Annotated in this window: 18 protein-coding genes; 9 read left to right on the forward strand and 9 right to left on the reverse strand. The window is 60.3% G+C overall.

Annotated features, from left to right (window positions below; genetic code table 11):
• Positions 1-34 precede the first annotated feature (34 nt).
• On the reverse strand, positions 35-925 hold the full coding sequence (locus AC13Q5_RS16880; protein ID WP_075853901.1) for a proline iminopeptidase-family hydrolase: 891 nt from the start codon (positions 923-925) through the stop codon (positions 35-37).
• Positions 926-1,056: 131 nt separating this feature from the next.
• Between AC13Q5_RS16880 and AC13Q5_RS16885 the strand changes: the two genes are divergently transcribed.
• The gene (locus tag AC13Q5_RS16885; RefSeq protein WP_075853902.1) at positions 1,057-1,839 is read left to right on the forward strand and encodes a LuxR family transcriptional regulator; all 783 of its coding nucleotides are present in this window, start codon (positions 1,057-1,059) and stop codon (positions 1,837-1,839) included.
• 54 nt (positions 1,840-1,893) lie between these two features.
• Entirely contained in the window at positions 1,894-2,808 is a 915-nt protein-coding gene (locus AC13Q5_RS16890) for a proline iminopeptidase-family hydrolase (protein ID WP_075853903.1), read from the forward strand.
• A 92-nt stretch (positions 2,809-2,900) separates the two neighbouring features.
• On the opposite strand, the gene AC13Q5_RS16895 is transcribed toward AC13Q5_RS16890, so the two are convergent.
• Together AC13Q5_RS16895 and AC13Q5_RS16900 are read right to left on the reverse strand one after the other, a co-directional pair.
• Complete coding sequence (locus AC13Q5_RS16895; protein WP_083961373.1) at positions 2,901-4,145, reverse strand: amidohydrolase family protein; 1,245 nt, start codon at positions 4,143-4,145, stop codon at positions 2,901-2,903.
• Positions 4,142-5,716, reverse strand: coding sequence for a gamma-glutamyltransferase family protein (locus AC13Q5_RS16900; protein ID WP_488502497.1), 1,575 nt, complete (start codon positions 5,714-5,716; stop codon positions 4,142-4,144). The genes AC13Q5_RS16895 and AC13Q5_RS16900 overlap by 4 nt, the downstream gene beginning before the upstream one ends.
• Before the next feature lie 624 nt (positions 5,717-6,340).
• On the opposite strand from AC13Q5_RS16900, the gene AC13Q5_RS16905 reads away from it, so the two are divergent.
• On the forward strand, positions 6,341-7,294 hold the full coding sequence (locus tag AC13Q5_RS16905) for an NAD-dependent epimerase/dehydratase family protein (RefSeq protein ID WP_075854301.1): 954 nt from the start codon (positions 6,341-6,343) through the stop codon (positions 7,292-7,294).
• A 21-nt stretch (positions 7,295-7,315) separates the two neighbouring features.
• Here the strand turns inward: AC13Q5_RS16905 and AC13Q5_RS16910 are convergent, their stop codons facing one another.
• Positions 7,316-8,527 (reverse strand): TIGR03862 family flavoprotein, encoded by a 1,212-nt coding sequence (locus tag AC13Q5_RS16910; protein WP_488502498.1) that lies wholly within the window; start codon positions 8,525-8,527, stop codon positions 7,316-7,318.
• Positions 8,528-8,816: 289 nt separating this feature from the next.
• Here AC13Q5_RS16910 and AC13Q5_RS16915 point away from each other — a divergent pair, with 289 nt between their 5' ends.
• From AC13Q5_RS16915 to AC13Q5_RS16930, 4 genes are all read left to right on the forward strand, one after another.
• On the forward strand, positions 8,817-9,524 hold the full coding sequence (locus AC13Q5_RS16915; RefSeq protein WP_488502499.1) for a TetR/AcrR family transcriptional regulator: 708 nt from the start codon (positions 8,817-8,819) through the stop codon (positions 9,522-9,524).
• A gap of 129 nt (positions 9,525-9,653) precedes the next feature.
• Positions 9,654-10,811: a Gfo/Idh/MocA family protein gene (locus tag AC13Q5_RS16920; protein ID WP_075853907.1), complete on the forward strand. Its 1,158-nt coding sequence runs from the start codon at positions 9,654-9,656 to the stop codon at positions 10,809-10,811.
• Between the two features lie 12 nt (positions 10,812-10,823).
• Positions 10,824-11,999, forward strand: coding sequence for a dihydrodipicolinate synthase family protein (locus AC13Q5_RS16925; RefSeq protein WP_488502500.1), 1,176 nt, complete (start codon positions 10,824-10,826; stop codon positions 11,997-11,999).
• A 131-nt stretch (positions 12,000-12,130) separates the two neighbouring features.
• Positions 12,131-12,955, forward strand: a complete 825-nt coding sequence (locus AC13Q5_RS16930) for a sugar phosphate isomerase/epimerase family protein (protein ID WP_488502501.1) — start codon at positions 12,131-12,133, stop codon at positions 12,953-12,955.
• Positions 12,956-13,041: 86 nt separating this feature from the next.
• Here the strand turns inward: AC13Q5_RS16930 and AC13Q5_RS16935 are convergent, their stop codons facing one another.
• Complete coding sequence (locus AC13Q5_RS16935; protein WP_488502502.1) at positions 13,042-14,148, reverse strand: branched-chain amino acid ABC transporter substrate-binding protein; 1,107 nt, start codon at positions 14,146-14,148, stop codon at positions 13,042-13,044.
• Between the two features lie 265 nt (positions 14,149-14,413).
• On the opposite strand from AC13Q5_RS16935, the gene AC13Q5_RS16940 reads away from it, so the two are divergent.
• Positions 14,414-14,551 carry a hypothetical protein gene (locus AC13Q5_RS16940; RefSeq protein ID WP_488502503.1) on the forward strand — a complete coding sequence of 46 codons (138 nt, stop codon included), beginning with the start codon at positions 14,414-14,416 and terminating at the stop codon, positions 14,549-14,551.
• Complete coding sequence (locus AC13Q5_RS16945; RefSeq protein ID WP_075853911.1) at positions 14,548-15,372, forward strand: aminoglycoside phosphotransferase family protein; 825 nt, start codon at positions 14,548-14,550, stop codon at positions 15,370-15,372. The genes AC13Q5_RS16940 and AC13Q5_RS16945 overlap by 4 nt, the downstream gene beginning before the upstream one ends.
• Here the strand turns inward: AC13Q5_RS16945 and AC13Q5_RS16950 are convergent.
• The 4 genes from AC13Q5_RS16950 to AC13Q5_RS16965 are packed head-to-tail and all read right to left on the reverse strand — an operon-like array spanning position 15,369 to position 19,091.
• A complete protein-coding gene (locus tag AC13Q5_RS16950) occupies positions 15,369-16,754 on the reverse strand; it encodes an FGGY-family carbohydrate kinase (protein ID WP_488502504.1) in 1,386 nt (461 codons plus the stop codon). The two genes, AC13Q5_RS16945 and AC13Q5_RS16950, sit on opposite strands and share 4 nt — an antisense overlap.
• Positions 16,751-17,077, reverse strand: a complete 327-nt coding sequence (rhaM, locus tag AC13Q5_RS16955) for an L-rhamnose mutarotase (RefSeq protein WP_075853913.1) — start codon at positions 17,075-17,077, stop codon at positions 16,751-16,753. Before rhaM ends, AC13Q5_RS16950 begins: the two co-directional genes overlap by 4 nt.
• On the reverse strand, positions 17,074-18,090 hold the full coding sequence (locus AC13Q5_RS16960) for an ABC transporter permease (RefSeq protein ID WP_488502505.1): 1,017 nt from the start codon (positions 18,088-18,090) through the stop codon (positions 17,074-17,076). Before AC13Q5_RS16960 ends, rhaM begins: the two co-directional genes overlap by 4 nt.
• Positions 18,087-19,091: an ABC transporter permease gene (locus tag AC13Q5_RS16965; protein ID WP_488502506.1), complete on the reverse strand. Its 1,005-nt coding sequence runs from the start codon at positions 19,089-19,091 to the stop codon at positions 18,087-18,089. The genes AC13Q5_RS16960 and AC13Q5_RS16965 overlap by 4 nt, the downstream gene beginning before the upstream one ends.
• Between the last annotated feature and the right edge of the window lie 10 nt (positions 19,092-19,101).

Here is a 19,101-nt window from a genome sequence, read left to right on the forward strand (position 1 = left end):
TGTCGTCGGTGGGATTGGATCGCCTTACCTTGCATCAGCTTGCCCTATGCCGTGACAGGAAATCGAGGAGTGCCGGATAGTAATCCTGCGGGTTTTCATAGAAAGGCATGTGGCTGGCATTGGCGAAGACCTTGAGCTCGGCATCCTTCAAAGCAAGCTTCATCCTGAGCGCGCAGGCCGGCGTCAACTCGTCATGTTCGCCCGTCGTGATCAGCACCGGCATGGCAAGCCGCGGAAGGTCCGAAATACGGTTCCAGTCCTTGAGGTTGCCGATGTAGAGAAATTCGTTCGGCCCCTGCATCGTCTCGTAGGGACCCATGTTCCAGTCATCGAGCGAGCGGCGAACAGGTGCCGGCCATTCCGGCAGACGGCAGACATGGCGATAGTTGAGGATGGTGACGGCGGCGAGATATTCTGGGTGATCGTAGGTGCCCTGTGCCTCATGCTTCTGCATCATCGCGACCGTTTCCGGCCCGAGCGCCGCGCGCAGTCGTTCCAGCTCGGAAATCAGATGCGGCATATCGGCAACGGTGTCTTCGAGAATAAGCGTCTGCAGGTTCTCGGGATAAGTCAGCGCATAGTCGATCGCCAGCCAGCCGCCCCAGGAGTGACCGAGCATATGCACCTTGCCGAGGCCAAGCGCCTTGCGGACGGTTTCCGTCTCCTCGACATAGCGACCGATGGTCCAGAGGCTCTTGTCTGTGGGACGGTCGGAGGCGCCGGTGCCGAGTTGGTCGAAGGCAACGACCCTGTAACCCCTATCGACCAGGCAGGAATGCGCCTCGCGCAGATAGTCGCAGGGAAGGCCTGGGCCACCGTTCAGGCAGAAGACCGTCTCCGGTCCGCTGCCGAAGCTGTAGGCGACCACCTTGTGGCCATCGACTTCGACGATGTGCCGCGCCTCGGGCTCGATTTCACGCCACATTGACAACTCCGGCGAAAGATTCTGCTTGCTCAATATTTGAGCATGGCTAAATTTTTACCTTAAACCGGGCTCCGCACCAGCTATAAGAAGTGATAGGTTGGGCGGTCGCAGGCACAGACGGGAACCGCTGCATGTTCGATCAAATCGGAACCATCAGGCGCCAGTTCACGGCGCATCAAACGCTGGACGGCCGCATCGACCATATCTTCGAAAGCATGAAGGCAATCGGTTTCGAGGCGTTGATCTACGATTATTCGCCTGTGCCCTACGACCTCGACGGCAAGATCATGATCCCGTCGCTTCTGAAGCTCAGGAATATCTCCGACGACATGTACGAATACTGGTTTGATCGCGGCTATTTCCGCATCGATCCTGTGCAGCAGGTGGCGCTACGCACCTCGGCGCCGTTCTTCTGGAATTATGATTCCAATGCCGATACGCTGATTAAGCGTTTCATGAGCGAGGATACGGTTCCTGTTGCGCGTTACTTGAGCGAGCGTGACATGTCGACGGGTGTCACCGTACCGGTGCACATGCCACGCGGCGATTATGCGACGGTCACAGGAATCCGTTTCGGCGCCAACAAGGCGTTCGAGCGCGATGCTTTGCGCTATATCGCCGATTTCAACTTGCTCGCCCATGTCTTCCACGAGACGGCCTATTCGCTCTTCGATACCGCAGCGCTCAGTGTCGGCAAGATCCGGTTGACGGAGCGGGAGCGGGAATGCCTGCGCTATTCCGCCGAAGGTTATTCCGCCAAGGAGATCTCACGCATCATCGACCGCTCGGTACCGACGGTCGTCATGCACCTCAATGCCGCGGCAAAGAAACTCGGCGCGAAGAACCGCACGCAGGCGGTCGTTCGCGCCACGCATTATCGCCTGCTGGATGCACAGCCATCCTATAACTTGTGATAGCTGCCGCACCCGTTTCGGCCGCGTTATGGTCTTGTCCATCGAAGCCTGGAGATGGAGAGACACGTGGCCGCAATCCCGACGCAGGAAGCCTTTCTGCCCTTTCGTGAATATCGGACATGGTACCGCATCACCGGTTCACTCGATTCCGGCAGGCTGCCGCTCGTCGTCGCCCATGGCGGGCCGGGCTGCACCCATGATTATGTCGACAGTTTCAAGGGCATTGCCGAGATCGATGGTCGCGCTGTCATCCACTACGACCAGCTCGGCAACGGCAAGTCCACGCGACTGCCGGAGAAAGGTCCGGACTTCTGGACGCCGGCTTTGTTCCTTGATGAGCTGGATACGCTGCTGAAGCATCTCGGCATTCAGGATCGCTACGCCTTTCTCGGGCAGTCCTGGGGCGGCATGCTGGGCGCCGAACATGCGGTGCGTCGACCGAAGGGATTGAAAGCGCTAGTGATCGCCAATTCGCCGGCCAACATGCACACCTGGGTCGCCGAAGCGAACCGTCTTCGCGAGGAGCTGCCGCAGCAGGTGCAGGACACGCTATTGAGGCATGAGCGGGCCGGAACGATCACCGATCCGGATTATATCGCCGCCTCCCGCGTCTTCTACGATCGCCATGTCTGCCGCGTCGTGCCCTGGCCGGCAGAGGTTGCCCGCACCTTCGCCACCATGGACGAAGACAATACCGTTTACCGCAACATGAACGGTCCGACCGAGTTTCACGTCATCGGCACCATGAGGGACTGGACGATCGAAGACAGGCTTCCCCTCATCGAAGCGCCGACCCTGCTGATCTCAGGCAAATACGACGAGGCGACGCCACTGGTCGTCAAGCCCTATCTCGATCGCGTCCCGGGCTGCGAATGGGTGCTCTTCGAAAATTCGAGCCATATGCCGCATGTCGAAGAGAAGGATCTTTGCCTGAAGACGGTCTCAGGCTTCCTGCAACGGCACGATTGAGCGTTCGGCCTTAAAGGCGCGTCCAACGGCGATCTCAGCTTCGCTTCTCCAGGCATGGACCGTTCAATTGTTCGATAAAATGACGCGGCGTTTCAGGTGCCTTTGTGGAGCATGGGGCGGCCATTGTCGAAGCTCTTGCGCCCTCTTTTCCAGCCGGCTACCACCCGGGCGATCTCGCGCACGGCAGCGCGGGGGCCGGGGCTGTCGAGAAGCACGATCGTCGCCTCGCCGCCGGCTTGCAGACGCGCGCTGCCGTCGAGCTGGCTTGCTGCCATTTCGCCCACCATGTCGAAGACCAGAGCCATCTCGTCGTCGCGTGCGAGCTGGGCGACATTGGCGTACAGATTGGCCATGCGGATTAATGAAGCGTCGCCATAGGGCGTGAAGGGGTTTAGAATATTATTGGTCGCAATAGAGGTTACAACGCCGCGAGCTGCAAGCACGTGGGCTGGTGCGACACCACGCGGGACCAGCCGATCATGCCCGCGGCCCATCAGGAACAGATCGGTTGCCGGAAGCACGGATAGAGCGATCCCGGCCTCTGCGAGACTATCGGCGATGGCAAGAATCCGGGCGTTGGGCATGGCCGACAGATTGGTAACATGGCCGATCGATACGCGACCCTGCCAGCCATGACGCAGCGTCGCGTCGATCACCTTGGGCAGATCGGCTCGATCGGGATCGAGACTGAAGTCGAGATGAAAGTCGACTGAAACATTGTGCTTTTTTGCCAAAGCAAAAATCATGTCTATATGCTGGCCAGGGGATGGGTCCGTATACGGACAGCCGCCCACCAGATCGGCACCATCTGCAAGTGCTGTAACGAGCATGTCGTGTGTTTGGGGCTCGTTCGTGAGCCCGTCCTGAGCGAAGGCGCAGATTTCGATGTCGACCGCGAAAGCATAGTCCCTTCGGATGCGCTTGATTGCCTCGAAGGAACGGAAACCGGCGCGAGGATCGATCTCGACGAAGGTCCGCATCCGCGTCGTGCCGTGAGAAATCGCTTTCTCGACGACGCGTGCGGCTCGGACATAAACATCGTCATCGTCAAAACCTGTCTTGGCTTTGGCCGTTTCTCTTACTGCCTCGGCAAGTGTGCCTTCGCAAATCGTGCAGCGGTCGAGAATGCAGGCCTTGTCGAGGTGGATATGCGTATCGGCAAATCCACCGAAGGCGAAGCTTCCCTGGCCGTCGACGTCCGATACCGCGTCGCACCGAATGCCGGGGCCAATAGCTGTGATCCGGTCGCCCCGCACAGCGATGTCGACGAGATCGCCATCTTCCTCGACGCGGACATTTCGGATGACGAGATCGAGCGGCGGGTTCACGGTGTTCACAGCAGGATCGCGCCTCCGTCGCTGCGGGGATCATGCGCACCGTAGATCACTCCGTCTTCGCCGATGCGGATCACGCCGGCTTGGCCACCAAGCGGGCTAAGTGCGTCGATGGTCGAGATCTCATGCCCCATCGCTGCGAGCGCGGAAACCACTTCAATGCCGATATTTTCCTCGATCTTCAGGCTGTTACGGCTGTCCGAGAAGGTGCGACCGAGCAAGAACCGCGGGCGTGCAAGCGCTACAGCCGGATCAAGGCCATGGTCGATAAGCAGGCTGAGCAGCAACGACAGCGTCTGTGGCTGACCGTCCGCGCCCTGTGTACCATAGATGAGATGCGGGCGTCCGTCTTTCAGCGCAAGGCCCGGATTGAGCGTGTAGAAAGGCCGCTTCCCCGGTTGGACGCAATTGGGATTTGCTGGATCGATGCTGAAAGCTGCCCCCCTGTTTTGCCAGAGGAGGCCGGTGTCGCCGACCACGACGCCGCTGCCCCAGTCGAAATAGAGGCTTTGCAGCAGTGATGCGCATCGTCCATTGGCGTCCACGGCCGCAAGTAGCGCCGTGTCGCCGTGTCGATAATCTTGTGGCCAGGGCAGGGCTCGTTCCGGGTCGATTGCCGCAGCCTTGGCGGCAAGGCGTGCCGGATCGAGGAGGTATTTCGAGGCGTCCTCGGCGAAGCGAGGATCGGCAATTGCATGCCGGTCGAGAAAAGCCTGTTTCACGGCTTCGACGAGCGCATGATAATAGGCTGGGCTGTCGGGCGGGAAAGCCGCCATCGGCAAATGGTCGACCACGCCCATGATCCCGAGAGTAGTTATCCCCTGCGTCGGCGGAGGTGGAGCAAGAAGTATCGTGTCGCGATAGGCCCGCTGGAGGGGAGCCGCAACATCAGTTCGTGTGGCGGCAAGATCCGTGGCCGAAAGAGGAGAACCTGCCTCTGCAAGCCCGTTCACAATTCGACGAGCGAGAGCCCCCTCATAGAATTCGCGGGTGCCCTGACGAGCTATGGCCTCGAGCGTCCGCGCCAAGGCGGGCTGGTGCTGGGCGCCGCCAGATCGGAAGAGCCCGGTGAAGCCGGGCCAGCCACTCAGTTCATTGCGCCGGAATTCGTACCAGAAGGCCTGCGACCGACTGACTTCGAAGCCACCGTCCGCGAGCGCAATGGCGTCGTCGAGAAGAGCTGGCAAGCGCTCTGTGCCGCCCCATTCGTCGGCGGAATAGGCAAGCACTTTCTCCCAGCTATCCACGAGGCAGGCCGTCGTCAGTGTGGAGGCTGCGCCTCGCAAAGCTATATCTCCATGCGGGATGGCCGCAGCCGCCTGCCCGATGCCGAGGAAAGTCTGTGCATTGCCTGTTTCGTCCGCCACCAGCCAGACCGCGTCGCCGCCGAGCCCGCAGAAATGGGGATAGGTGACCGATAGCGCAGCTCCGGCGGCAACCAGCGCCTCGATCGCATTGCCGCCGCGCCTGAGCACTTTCGCGCCAGCTTCGCTGGCCAGCCAATGCGGCGTCGCGATCATGGCACCGGACGATGGCGAATTGGTTCGAGTGGTCTGTCTGTTGGAAAGAGTCATGAGTGAGCTTCAGCGATGTTTCCGGTAGTTCTGAGCCTTGGCTCTCGAAAGGTATCCCGTCATCCGAGTTCCGGTATCGGCTGTCGTAGCGATGGTGATGATGTCTTGTTCGGCATGGGTAAATCCTGGCGGCGTGATCTGGAAAACCAGGCATGCAATACCGATGCCATAAAGAGTTGCAGTTGCGGGAATTCAATTTAAGCTGTTGTATCTATTGAGAATAAATCAGTTCATTGGCGCCCTGGCCGCAAGGATTCCAAAAGGCCGATCTTCGGCTTTTGCCCCGTCAACGCCTATGAATTCGCGTGCCCTTGTATAGGTGATGGAAAAAGTGGCGATTCGGTCACCGATGCAGTCCGCAAGATGCTGCTGCCATTGCATGACGTGCTGGGTTGTCTGCGAGTGCGATCGCCAATCTCAATGCGCAGCGCATTACACTGCTGTCTGCCGCAAAGTGATGCCTGGATGCATTCGTCACCGCCTCCTGCAGTGAAGACGGCGATGAATGACTTTTCAGCCATGAGAGGGGATGACAAAGCCGTCCGCTCTCCTATTCTCACGGGGCAGCTCACTTCTCGAATGTCGGCAGCCGCCGATTTCGATCCTGATCCTTGGGAGGACATCATGACGCGCACGGTGATTATCGGTGCAACGGGCCATATCGGCACCTATCTCGTGCCGCGGCTGATCGAGGCAGGTCACGAAGTCGCGGCGATCAGCCGTGGCCAGGCCAAACCGTATTCGCCGAACAAGGCGTGGAATGATGTGGAGATGCGGGCGATGGATCGCGCTGCGATGGAGAAGGACGGCAGTTTCGGTCCAGCCATTCGCGCATTGAAGCCGGATATCGTTATCGACATGATCTGCTTTACGCTCGACAGCGCAAGGCATCTGACAGAGGCGCTCACCGATCATGTCGGCCATTTCCTGCATACGGGCACGATCTGGACGCATGGATTTTCGACCGTCGTGCCGACGCCGGAAGAAGCGCCGAAGCAGCCGTTCGGTGACTATGGTATCCAGAAAGCCGCGATCGAAGTGCATCTGCTTGAGGAGGCGCGCCGTAGAGGATTTCCCGCAACCTTGATTCATCCCGGCCATATTGTCGGTCCGGGCTGGGCGCCCCTCAATCCCGCCGGGCATTTCAATCTATCCGCCTTCTCGACTTTGGCGCGAGGCGAAACCCTTGTCTTGCCGAATTTCGGCCTGGAGACAGTCCACCACGTTCATGCCGATGACGTAGCGCAGATGTTCATGGGCGCCATCGCCAACTGGCGAGCCTCGACGGGAGAGGCTTTCCATGCGGTTTCAGGTGGTGCACTGACGCTCAGGGGCTATGCAGAGGCCATGTCGCGCTGGTTCGGATATGAGCCGAAGCTGGAATTTCAGCCCTATGGGAAATGGGCCGAAGGCCAGTCGGCGGAAGATGCGGAGGCGACCTGGGAGCACATTGCCAGAAGCCCGAATTGCTCGATCGCGAAGGCTGAACGGCTGCTTGATTACCGGCCTCGCTACACCTCGCTGCAGGCCGTTCAGGAGGCGGTCGCCTGGCTGATGGAGAAGGGCCGGATCGGCTGAAGCTCAGGCATTCAGGCTTAATCAATTGGTCTTGAGCCAGGCATCCATGCCTTTCGCCGCCGCGCGCCCGGTCGCAAGGCAGGCCGTCAGGAGATAGCCGCCGGTCGGTGCCTCCCAGTCGATCATCTCGCCGGCGACGAAAGTGCCTGGGAGCTTCCTCAACATATATCCCTCGTCGAGCTCATTCCAACGGATGCCGCCGGCGGACGAGATAGCCTCCGCGATCGGCCTTGTTCTCAGCAGTGGGATTGGTAGCGCCTTGATCAGACTTGCGAGACCCTCCGGATGAGAAAGGACGACCGGCTCGGCGAGCTCGCGCAAAAGGCCCGCCTTGACGCCCTCGATGCCGATGGCCTTGCGCAGCCGATTGGAGAAGCTGGCCTTGGGGTCCTGCCGTGCCAGATCGCGCGCCAAACGCTCCTCATCGCGTCCGGGCACCAGATCGACAATGAGTGAAGCCTCGCCTTTCTTCGTCAAGCGGTCACGCAGCGCGGCGGCATGCGCATAGACCAGGCTGCCCTCGATCCCCGTTTTTGAGATGACGAACTCGCCCGGAAAACTCCCCGCCTCCGATGTCGCCGTCACGGCCTTGAGAGGTTCGCCGGCAAAGCGTTCGCTGAACATCGCGCTCCAGGTGACGTCGAAACCGCAATTGGCCGGCTGGAACGCGGCGATGTCGACCCCCTTGTCACGGAGCCCGCCGACCCATGTCGCGTCCGATCCGAGCCGGGCATAGCTTGCACCACCGAGCGCGAGGAGAATGGCGTCGGGACGGACAAGCTCGCGCCCCTGCGGCGTTTCGAATGTCAGGCCGCCATCCTCGAAGCCGCACCAGCGGTGCCACGTCATGATGCTCACATCTCGCGCTTCCAGCCTCGCAAGCCAGGCGCGCAGGAGCGGCGATGCCTTCATGACTTTCGGGAAGACGCGGCCGGAAGAACCGACGAAGGTTTCCGTTCCCAGACCCTGTGCCCAAGCTCTGATGTCATTAGGCTGGAAGTCGTCAAGCGCTGCGCGCAATCGAGGCGAAGCAGCGCCGAAGCGGGTGGTAAAAAGGCTGTAGTCTTCCGAATGCGTGATGTTGAGGCCGGATTTTCCGGCTAGCAGAAACTTGCGCGCCACCGTCGGCATGCTGTCATAGACAGCGATACGATGGCCGAACAGCGATAGGGTCTCTGCCGCCATCAATCCTGCGGGACCCCCGCCTATGATTGCAATTTGTTTCTTGGTCATGCTTACCCGGTGCCGCTTGCCTATTGCTCTCTAGGGCCGGATGGGCCTCGAAGGCAAGATCGTCGCCATGCCATGGCCCATTTGGTCCTTCATTCAGGCCGTAATGGCAGTGGCCGCAATCGCATCGTTACAGTCAGCATCTGCGAGCATATCAACATTTAAATCGATATAACCATATGGTTACTACAGCCTTCGATTTACCGGGGGCTGTCAACTTATGCGATGATCGGTTACTTATCGACGTGAGGATGGGCCGCATAAGCCTTACGAAATGCCGCCGGGAGCCGTGATGTCAGAAGCCAAGACCGTGAAGCGCAGCGCCAAGAGCGCAGAGCCTGTGGAAACAGAAAAAACCTCTCCGCGTGCAGCTTCGGAACGGCCACGTCTCAGGGATGCGGAGCGCACGAGCAAGGCGATTTTGGCTGCCGCGACCAAGGAGTTTGCCGAGCGCGGCTATGGCGGCGCCCGTGTTGATGCCATTGCCGAACGCGCCAAGATCAACAAGCGGATGCTTTATCATTATTTCGGCGGCAAGGATGCGCTCTATGTCGCCGTTCTGGAAGGCAGCTACATCGCCATCCGCTCGGCGGAGGCGCGGCTCGATCTCTCACACCGCTCGCCTGCGGAAGGCATGCGCGAGCTTGTCGTCTTCACCTGGCAATATTTTCTGGACCACCCTGAGTTCCTGGGAATTCTCAGCACGGAAAACATGCACAAGGCTCGTTTCCTGAAGCGATCGGCACGCATTTTCGAGCTACATTCGCCGCTCGTTTCCGAGATTTCCGGGCTGCTCGACCGCGGTGCGGCGGCGGGCGTATTCCGCAGCGATTGCGATCCCGTCAAGATCTATATGAGCATTGCGGCACTCGGCTCGTTCTTCCTGACGAACCGCTGGACGCTCTCGACGATCTTCCGCCGCAACCTCTCGGAAAAGAGCGAAATCGACGCCTGGGGCGAGCATATCGTCGACGTGATTTTCGCCTATCTACGCCCCTAAAAATCCTAGGGTAACAAGCTCAGCAACGATAGATGATTGTCGCTGCGGCCATTGACGATGGCCGTTGACAGCATCGCCCTGCCGTGTCAGTTATGTAACTATATAGTTATTTACGGGAGGAAGAAACTCATGGCAACGAAGCCGATCGGCATCATCATGCACGGCATTACCGGCCGCATGGGCTATAATCAGCATCTCGTGCGTTCCATTCTGGCGATCCGCGAACAGGGCGGTGTTCTTTTGTCGAACGGCGACCGGCTGATGCCCGAGCCGGTGCTTGTCGGCCGCAATGCCGAAAAGATCGAAGCGATCGCCCGCAAGCACGGTTTGTCGAAGACGACGACCGATCTCGACGCTGCTCTTGCCGATCCCAGCAATACGATCTTCTTCGATGCCGGTTCGACACAGATGCGCGTCGAGCTTCTGGAAAAGGCGATTGCCGCCGGCAAGCATGTCTATTGCGAAAAGCCGATTTCCGAGACGCTTGAGGAGGCGTTGTCGGTCGCTGCTTCCGCCGAGCGTCGGGGTGTCAAGAACGGCGTCGTCCAGGACAAGCTGTTCCTGCCGGGCTTGCGCAAGATCGCCATGCTGCGCGACAGCGGCTTCTTCGGCAAGATTCTCTCCGTGCGGGGCGAATTCGGTTACTGGGTGTTCGAAGGCGATTGGGGTGTGAAGGCACAGCGTCCGTCATGGAATTACCGCAAAAAGGATGGCGGCGGCATGATCCTCGATATGCTGCCGCATTGGCGCTATGTGCTTGATAATCTGTTTGGTGAGGTCAAATCCGTCAGTTGCCTCGGCGCGACGCATATTCCGAGCCGCGTCGATGAGAACGGCAACACCTATGCCGCCGATGCCGACGATGCAGCCTATGCCACCTTCGAGCTCGAAGGCGGCGTCATCGCCCATATCAATTCCTCCTGGGCCGTGCGTGTCCGCCGAGACGATCTCGTCACGTTCCAGGTCGACGGCACGCACGGATCGGCCGTCTGCGGCCTGATGCGCTGCTGGACGCAGCATCGGGTCAATACGCCCAAGCCCGTCTGGAACCCGGATCAGCCGCAGCCGATCAATTTCTTCGACACCTGGGAAGAGGTGCCGGAGACGCAGGCCTTCGACAATGGGTTCAAGGCGCAGTGGGAGCAGTTCCTGTGCCATGTGGCCGAGGACGCACCTTGGAAGTTCACGCTTCGCGAGGGCGCCAAGGGCGTGCAGCTGGCAGAGCTTGCGCAGAAGAGCTGGGCGGAACGTCGCTGGATCGACGTGCCCTCGCTTTCGGCTCGCTAGGAGGCCGGTCTCATGGAGAGAAGCCTTCGTTTGCCGATGGCGGACGGCACCATTGCTGCTTTCGCACCCGCCAATGAACCGCTGATTGCGCCCGTGAAGCCGGCGGGCGGTCATCGCTTCAATCGCGTCGCCTATGCCGCGGCGCATGTCGTGGTCGATGCACTTGCGGACAATGACCCATGGCTTGATCGAAACATCGATTGGGAGCGCACCATCGCCTTCCGCGAATATCTCTGGGGCCTTGGTCTCGGCGTTGCTGAAGCGATGGATACCGCGCAGCGCGGCATGGGTCTCGACTGGAGCGGCGCGAAGGAGCTGATCGCTCATGCGCAGTCGGCGGCCCGCGGCCGGCCGGATGCCGTGATCGCCTATGGCGCCGGAACCGATCATCTGCAACCCGGTCCCGATGTCACGATTGATGACGTTATCCGCGCCTACGAGGAGCAGATCGCCTATGTGGAAGGGCAGGGCGGCCGCGTCATCCTGATGGCGAGCCGGGCACTTGCTGCGGCCGCCAGGAGCCCGGATGACTATATACGCGTCTACGACCGCATCCTCGGCCAGGTCAAAGAGCCTGTCATCATTCACTGGCTAGGCTCGATGTTCGATCCGGCGCTGGCGGGCTATTGGGGCTCGGGCGATGACATGCAGGCCATGGAGACGGCGATCGCGATCATCAATCAGAACGCGGCCAAGGTCGATGGGGTGAAGATCTCGCTGCTTTCGGCGGAGAAGGAAATCATCATGCGCCGCCGGCTCGATCCGTCGGTCAAGATGTATACTGGTGACGATTTCAACTATGCCGAACTGATCGCCGGCGACGAACAGGGCTATTCGCATGCCTTGCTCGGCATCTTCGATGCCGTCGCGCCGGCCGCGAGTGCTGCTCTGGCGAAGCTCGCTGAGAATGACCTCGACGCGTTCCATGCGATCCTGGCGCCGACTGTGCCGCTGTCGCGCCATATCTTCAAAGCGCCCACGCGCTTCTACAAGACGGGCGTTGTTTTCCTCGCCTATCTCAACGGCTTCCAGGATCACTTCCAGATGCTCGGCGGCCAGCAGAGCACACGCTCGATCCAGCATCTCTCGGAGCTGTTCCGGCTGGCCGATACAGCGCGCGTGCTGCGCGATCCGGATTTGGCGACTTATCGGATGAAGGCAATCCTTGCGACTGTTGGCATCGATTAATGCATGATCCCAAAAAGTGCCAGGCGGTTTTTGGATAAGATTATGCAATATCAAATAGCTAGAGTTCGATGATGTGTCGAATGAAGGTCATCGGGCTCTAGCGGATAAGAGGATCGGGGAGGATCATCGCAATGGCCGTAGAGGGTCTGTCCATCAATCTGGCGACGGTGCGCCAGCAATATGACATGCGCCAGGCGGTAGAAGCCTGCCTCAAGCAGGATATCGTCGCGATCGCGCCCTGGCGCGATCAGGTCCACAAGATCGGGCTCTCGGAAGCCGCCCGCATCGTTGCCGACAACAGGCTCAAGGTCACCGGCCTTTGCCGCGGCGGCATGTTTCCCGCGGCCGACGTCGAGGGCAGGGCGGCGGCGATCGACGACAACAAGCGCGCGATCGATGAAGCGGCGGCGCTCAATGCCGATTGCCTCGTGCTTGTCGTCGGTGGCCTGCCGGAGGGATCCAAGGATATCGCCCGTGCCCGCGAGATGGTGGCAGATGGCATTGCCGCGATCCTGCCGCATGCCCGAAGTGCTGGAATTCCGCTCGCGATCGAGCCTCTGCATCCGATGTATGCCGGAGATCGCGCCTGCGTGAACACGCTGGAGCAGGCACTCGACATCTGCGATCTTCTGGGTGAAGGCATCGGTGTCGCCATCGATGTCTACCATGTCTGGTGGGATCCGAAGCTCGACGAGCAGATCGCGCGCGCCGGCGCCGGTGGCCGCATCCTGGCTCATCACATCTGCGACTGGCTGGTGCCGACGACGGACCTGCTGCTCGATCGCGGCATGATGGGTGACGGCGTCATCGATCTCAAGCGCATCCGCGCAGAAATCGAGAAGGCAGGCTTTTTCGGCCTGCAGGAGGTCGAGATCTTCTCTGAGAATAACTGGTGGAAACGGCCGGGCGAGGAGGTTCTCTCCACCTGCGTCGAGCGCTTCCGTAGCGTTTGTTGAGCCGCTGCACGGCTCAGACAGCATCACCAAATAAAAACCGGGCCAGCAAGTGGCCCGGCTCTCTTTCAAGGCGATAATGTGACGGCTTATTCAGCCGAAACGATCTTGCCGCCTTCCCACTTGTAGAGCGAGAAGCTCTGCGAAGTCAGGTCGCCGGTTTCGCCGTAGGTGACCTTGCCGATGGCGGTGTCGATCGGCTCGCCTTTCTTGAGGGCAGCGCCGACGGCTTCGGCATCGTCTGCCTTGCCGGCCTTTTCGATACCGGCCTTCAGCACCTGCACGGCAGCATAAGCATTCAGCGTGAAGGCTTCGGCCGGGATGTTGCGTTCCTTGAGGGCGGCAACGGCGCTCTGCGAATCCGGGTTCTTCAGGGCGTCGGATGCGTTGGTGAAGAGCGTGCCGGCAGCCGAATCGTTGGCGATCGCCCAATATTCGGTGTTGGAAAGGCCGTCGCCGCCGATGATCTGTGCCTTGACGGAGATGTCATGCAGCTGGCGGGCAAGCAGACCTGCCTCCGGGTGGTAACCGCCGAAGTAGATCACCTCGACACCAGCCTGCTTCAGCTTTGCCGTGAGCGCGCTGTAGTCCTTCTCACCCGGGGTCAGCGAGTCGTTGACGACCTCGGTGATGCCGCCCTTGTTGATGGCTGCCTTGAAGGCGTCCGCCAGGCCCTTGCCGTAGGCGCCCTTGTCGTTGAGGATGGCGATCTTCTTGTCCTTGAAGTTCTTCACCACATACTCGCCGGCAACGACAGCTTGCTGGTCATCGCGGCCGCAGGTGCGCAGGACGTTGGTCAGGCCGCGATTGGTGAGGCCCGGAGCGGTCGCAGTCGGCGTGACCATCAGGATGCCGTTTTCGGCGAGCGCGTCGGAAACCGGAATGGCAACGCCGGAGGTGACCGGGCCGACGACGAAGCGGATGCTGTCGCCGACGAAGCCGTTGGCGACGGATACGCCCTGCTTCGGATCGCCGGCATCATCGCCGAGCTTCAGAACGAGCTTCTGGCCGAGAACGCCGCCGCTCTTGTTGATTTCGTCGATGGCGGTCTGCGCGCCATTCTTGACCTGCTCGCCGTAAGCTGCGACCGGGCCGGTCAGCGGCGCGATGAGGCCGATGGTGATGTCCGCATGCGCGAGAGGTGCGAAGGCCAGCGAAGCGACGAAGGTCGCGGCCGTCAATGTCTTCAGACTCATGTTAGCTCTCCTTGGATGAGCGCGGCAGCGCCCTTTGAACCCGCCCGCAATCACCTGTCTCGACGCGCAAACTGCCGTGAGGCGTTCTTTTTAAAGAGACAAAGCTGATATCGAAGCCGATGATCGCTTTCGGACATTTTTTGATCTCGAAAGCGCCCATGAGGGTATTTTGTGTAGGAATATTGCGACGATTCCGCAAGAAAATAACCGTCGCGAAGACAATTTTAGCGGTTTTTCGAAAATTTTGACGAGGGATGGTTGTTGTGTGCCTGCTGCCAAGACTGAGGCGATGTGGCGGTGGGACGAGATGGATCTAGAGGTGGAAGTTTCGCTGCCGCCGATCCACATAAGCAGTGGCGCCTGTCATGGCGCGACCCATGCCGAGGAGATCGATGTCGCGTGAATGAGAATGACAATTCGAAAGCCTATTTTGACCTCTGGCGGCTAGTCCCCGATGGTCCTCCGATTGTGACGCATTCCAGCCGGCTTTTTCCCGTGCGCCGTGATGGCGAGCCAGCCATGCTGAAGATCGCGGTCTCGCCCGAGGAAAAGGGGGGCGCCGAACTCATGGTTTGGTGGAATGGCGACGGGGCCGCGCGCGTTCTCGAGCATGCAGACGACGCCATCCTGCTCGAACGGGCGACAGGCCCCTGTTCTCTCATCGACATGGTAAGGAATGGCGGGGATGACGAGGCAAGCCGCATTATCTGCAAAGCCGTTGCGGGGCTTCACGCGTCACGCGGGATTTCCTTGCCGACTTTGATTCCCCTGGTCCACCGGTTTCGTTCGCTCGAAGCGATGGCCCACTGTGAAGGTGGCACTTTCGTGCGGTCTGCGGTCATGGCCCGCAAACTGCTGTCGGAACCCCGCGATATCGTGGCGCTGCATGGCGACATCCACCACGGCAATATTCTGGACTTTGCCGAGCGCGGCTGGCTCGCGATCGATCCGAAGGGGCTCGTGGGCGAACGCGGCTTCGACTACGCCAATCTCTTCTGCAATCCGGATAATGCCGTCGCCACATCTCCCGGCCGCCTTGCGCGGCAGGTGGCAGTCGTCGCCGAGGCGGCGGGGCTGGAACGCGGACGACTGCTGCAATGGATCATTGCCTGGGCCGGCCTCTCGGCCGCCTGGCTGATCGAAGATGGCGAGGACGAGCACGTCGAGCCAACGCTTGACGTTGCCGAAATCGCGGCTGTCGAACTATCCGGGACCGAGGCTTAAGAGATTAAAGCGTCGCGCCAGGCCTGCCGATAGCGGATCAACCCCGTCAGTTCGGCGCGAAGGGGTGAGCTTTCTGTTGTTGTTGCAGGGCGTATGCCCGTCAGTAGCGCTGCTCCCTGGCTGGTGCCTGTCGAGCCCGGCAGTGCAATAACGTCGGTGTTCGTCAAAGCGGATAGGGCTTTGAGATAGACGCGGTTGAGCGCGAAGGGGCCTTCGACGAAAATCGGTCCTTTGGCGCCAATCAAGCCGAGGCAAGCTTCCGTCATCAACGCGAGATAGAGGCTGACGGCGGCAAGGCGTTCGGCATTGCTCGCTGCATTATCCGCGATCCAGCGCCGCTTGCTGCCGGGAAAGGGACCGGAACCTTCAGCGATGTTGGGCAGAAGCATGAGGCCCTTGCTGATCGCCGGCTCCAACGCGGCTTCGATCGCCTCCGGAGCCACTGCACCGATTTCAGCCGCCAGAAGCTCGAATTCGCGGCCGCCCATGAAGCGGGAAGACGGCACGGCGCGGCCGTAGGCATCGACATTGGCAAGGGTGTCGCGCGCGGGATCGAGATGTTCGAGATCGCCGCCCACGCCGAAACTGATGACCCAGGTTCCTGTCGATACGACGGCGAAAGGCGCTTCGTTTTCGACCAGATGCGGTAGCAGTGAGGCGTTGGAATCGTGAATGCCGCAATAGACAGGTACGGATTTCGTGAGCCCCATACTTGCAGCAAGCGCCGGCAGCACCGGTCCGAGGACGTCGAAAGCCGAGCGAACCGGCGCCATCAGACCGCGAATGCCAAGCGTGTCGACCAGAGACGAATAGCTTTGCGTCGTTGGCTTCCAGAGATCGGTATGGCAGCCGAGCGACGTCACCTCGTTGGTGGCGATGCCGCTCAGCCGGAATGCCCAATATTGCGGATAGGTCAGAATCGTCGCGACGCGGGCGAAATCGGCCGGAAGGGTACTCTTCAGATAGTGGATCTGCGCACCGACATTGAGGCCAACCGACAATCCGGGCGAAAACGTCTCGGCGAAACCCGGCCGCAACCGCGCATAGGTGTCCTGAATCGCTTGAGGATAGCCGTGCTCATAGTCGAGAACCGGCATGGCAAGGCCGCCATCGGCTGCCAACATCACCGCCGATGCACCGTGCGTGGTGATCGATATGGCGTCGAAGCCTGGTACGCGGGCAAAGCCCTTCAGTGCCGAGATGATGAAATCCCACAGTCTTTCAATATCATAGTGCGGGTAGGAACCCGACTTCAGAACGCTGTTTGCGGTCTTGACGACGGCAATTTCGCCGCCCGTTTCCGCATCGAGCACGACGACCTTGGCGTTGGTTTTACCGATATCGATGACGGCGATATGGCGATAGGCTTGGGTCGCGCTCATGGCAGATGGAAGACCGCGACGAGATCGCTCTGGACGGGCGAATTGTCGGGATTGGTCGCCATGATATCGGCCATGTGCGCCCACCACTTTTTCATGATGGGATGCTCGGGCAGGCTCGCCATGGCGTGATCCTTCGGACGCGTCAGCACGCCGAAAAGCGTGTTCGTCTCGCGGTCGAGATGGATGGAATAGTCGCTGACGCCAGCCTGACGCAGCAGGTCCACAAGCTCGGGCCAGATTTCGTCATGCCGCTTCCGATATTCCGCTTCCATGCCTGGATTGAGCGTCATCTTGAAGGCATGGCGTTCGAGAGCAGCGGTCATTTGGAGCTCATAGTCTTGATGCGCCGTGCGACGATCGGCAGCGCGATGGTGATGATGAGGAGAAGGCCGATGAAGATCGACATGACGATGCCGGGAACGTTGAGCAGGCCGAGGCCGAAGGTGACAAGCCCCATGACGAAGGCGGCGATGACGACACCGCCGATCGTGCCTGAGCCGCCGAGGATCGACACGCCGCCGAGCACGACCATAGTCACGACCTCCAGCTCCCAGCCGAGCGCGATCGAGGGGCGCGTAGAGCCAAGGCGCGAGGTGAGGCAGACGGCGGCGATGCCGCTCATGATGCCGGTCAGGAGAAAGAGGATGAATTTGACCCGCTCCACCGGGATGCCGGAAAAACGCGCGGCAAAATCATTGTTGCCGATCGTATAGACCTGACGGCCGAAATTCGTCGCATGCAGCAGGATCGCAAAGGCGATCGCCAGCACGATGAACAGCACGAATTCGAACGAGAAGACCCAGACGACGTAGCCCTGGCCGAAATAGGCGAAACTATCCGGATAGTTGCCATAGGCCTGGTCGCCGAGCACGATATAGGAGATGCCGCGAAAGAGGCTCATCGTGCCGATGGTGACGACGATCGACGGCAGCTTCAGCACGGAAACGAGGAAGCCGTTGAAGATGCCGCAGACAAGGCCGACGCCGATGCCGATCGCCACGAGGCCGGGCGTGTCGACCCCAAATTGCGCCGCCGCACCCATCGCCGTCGAGGCAAGCGCGATGATGGCCGCGACCGAAAGGTCGATTTCGCCTGCGATGACGAGCAGCGCCATGGCAAAGGCAATCATCGCCTTTTCGGTGAAATTGAAGGTGGCGTCCGACAGATTGAAGGGATCGAGGAAATAGGGTGAGGCCAGCGAATTGAAGATGAAGATCGCGACTGCCACGCCGAAGAGCAGCGTTTCCCAGCTCGACAGGATACGCTTGAAAGGAGTGCCGAGGCGATCCGGAATGGCGCGCTTTTCCGCCGTTGCCGCTTGCGAACCGTTGCTCATGCGATTGCTCCCTCGCTGGCGGTGTCTTTCGCGGCCTGATCTCTAAGGATGATACGGCCGCGGTTGCGTTCGCGGCGGGCATTGAAGACGACGGCCAGAATGATGACGGTGCCGGAGATTGCCATTTGGGTGAACGGCGAGATGCCGATAACAGGCAGGGCATTCTTGATGACGCCGAGGAAGAGGGCGCCCAACACGGCGCCGGCGACCGAGCCGACGCCGCCTGCGATCGAAATACCGCCGATGACGCAGGCCGCCACGCTGTCGAGCTCGAAACCGTTGGCGATATCGACATAGGCAACGGCATAGCGCGAGACCCAGAGGTAGCCGCTGAGGCCGGCGAGCGCACCCGAGAGAACGAAGGCGAGGAAGCGCGTCCAGCCGACATCGATGCCGGCATAGACGGCCGCCACCGGATTACCGCCGCTCGCATAGGCCGAGCGGCCGAACTGCGTATAGCGCAGCACCAGAAACATCATCAGCACGATCGCGATGCCGATCCAGGCAAGCACCGGCAGGCCGAGAAGCGGCGTGCGCGGCACATTCAGGAAGATTGGCGTGAACTGATGTGCATTGACCCAGGCGCCGCCCGACAGAACGAAGGCCATGCCGCGATAGATCGTGAGTGTGCCGAGCGTGACGACAATCGGCGGGATTTCGAGCGCCCAGACGAGATAGCCATTGATGGCGCCGAGAACCGCGCCCATCAGGATCGCCGTTATGACGAGCGCGATCAGCGGAATATCGGGATAGGCCGCGTTCAGCATCGCGACCGCCATGCCAGTCAGCGCCAGGTTGGCGGCGACAGACAGATCGATCGACTTCGTCAGAATGACGGTCATCTGGGCAAGCGCCAGGATGATGAGGATCGAGGTATCGTTGAAGATATTGGCGAGATTGGCGGGCTCTGCAAAGCCGGCCGCACGCGTGGCAAAGCCGGCGATCATCACGACGATGATGATGAAGAGCAGTGTCTCTCGTCTTTTGAGGATACGTGGCATCCGCCTCTCC

This window comes from Martinezella sp. CNPSo 3964 (assembly GCF_057784375.1).

Coding starts and splice junctions, on each gene's coding strand:
- AC13Q5_RS16880 (WP_075853901.1), bottom strand. CDS start 925: ATGTGGCGTGAAATCGAGCCCGAGGCGCGGCACATCGTCGAAGTCGAT.
- AC13Q5_RS16885 (WP_075853902.1), top strand. CDS start 1,057: ATGTTCGATCAAATCGGAACCATCAGGCGCCAGTTCACGGCGCATCAA.
- AC13Q5_RS16890 (WP_075853903.1), top strand. CDS start 1,894: ATGGAGAGACACGTGGCCGCAATCCCGACGCAGGAAGCCTTTCTGCCC.
- AC13Q5_RS16900 (WP_488502497.1), bottom strand. CDS start 5,716: ATGACTCTTTCCAACAGACAGACCACTCGAACCAATTCGCCATCGTCC.
- AC13Q5_RS16905 (WP_075854301.1), top strand. CDS start 6,341: ATGACGCGCACGGTGATTATCGGTGCAACGGGCCATATCGGCACCTAT.
- AC13Q5_RS16910 (WP_488502498.1), bottom strand. CDS start 8,527: ATGACCAAGAAACAAATTGCAATCATAGGCGGGGGTCCCGCAGGATTG.
- AC13Q5_RS16915 (WP_488502499.1), top strand. CDS start 8,817: ATGTCAGAAGCCAAGACCGTGAAGCGCAGCGCCAAGAGCGCAGAGCCT.
- AC13Q5_RS16920 (WP_075853907.1), top strand. CDS start 9,654: ATGGCAACGAAGCCGATCGGCATCATCATGCACGGCATTACCGGCCGC.
- AC13Q5_RS16925 (WP_488502500.1), top strand. CDS start 10,824: ATGGAGAGAAGCCTTCGTTTGCCGATGGCGGACGGCACCATTGCTGCT.
- AC13Q5_RS16930 (WP_488502501.1), top strand. CDS start 12,131: ATGGCCGTAGAGGGTCTGTCCATCAATCTGGCGACGGTGCGCCAGCAA.
- AC13Q5_RS16935 (WP_488502502.1), bottom strand. CDS start 14,148: ATGAGTCTGAAGACATTGACGGCCGCGACCTTCGTCGCTTCGCTGGCC.
- AC13Q5_RS16950 (WP_488502504.1), bottom strand. CDS start 16,754: ATGAGCGCGACCCAAGCCTATCGCCATATCGCCGTCATCGATATCGGT.
- rhaM (WP_075853913.1), bottom strand. CDS start 17,077: ATGACCGCTGCTCTCGAACGCCATGCCTTCAAGATGACGCTCAATCCA.
- AC13Q5_RS16960 (WP_488502505.1), bottom strand. CDS start 18,090: ATGAGCAACGGTTCGCAAGCGGCAACGGCGGAAAAGCGCGCCATTCCG.
- AC13Q5_RS16965 (WP_488502506.1), bottom strand. CDS start 19,091: ATGCCACGTATCCTCAAAAGACGAGAGACACTGCTCTTCATCATCATC.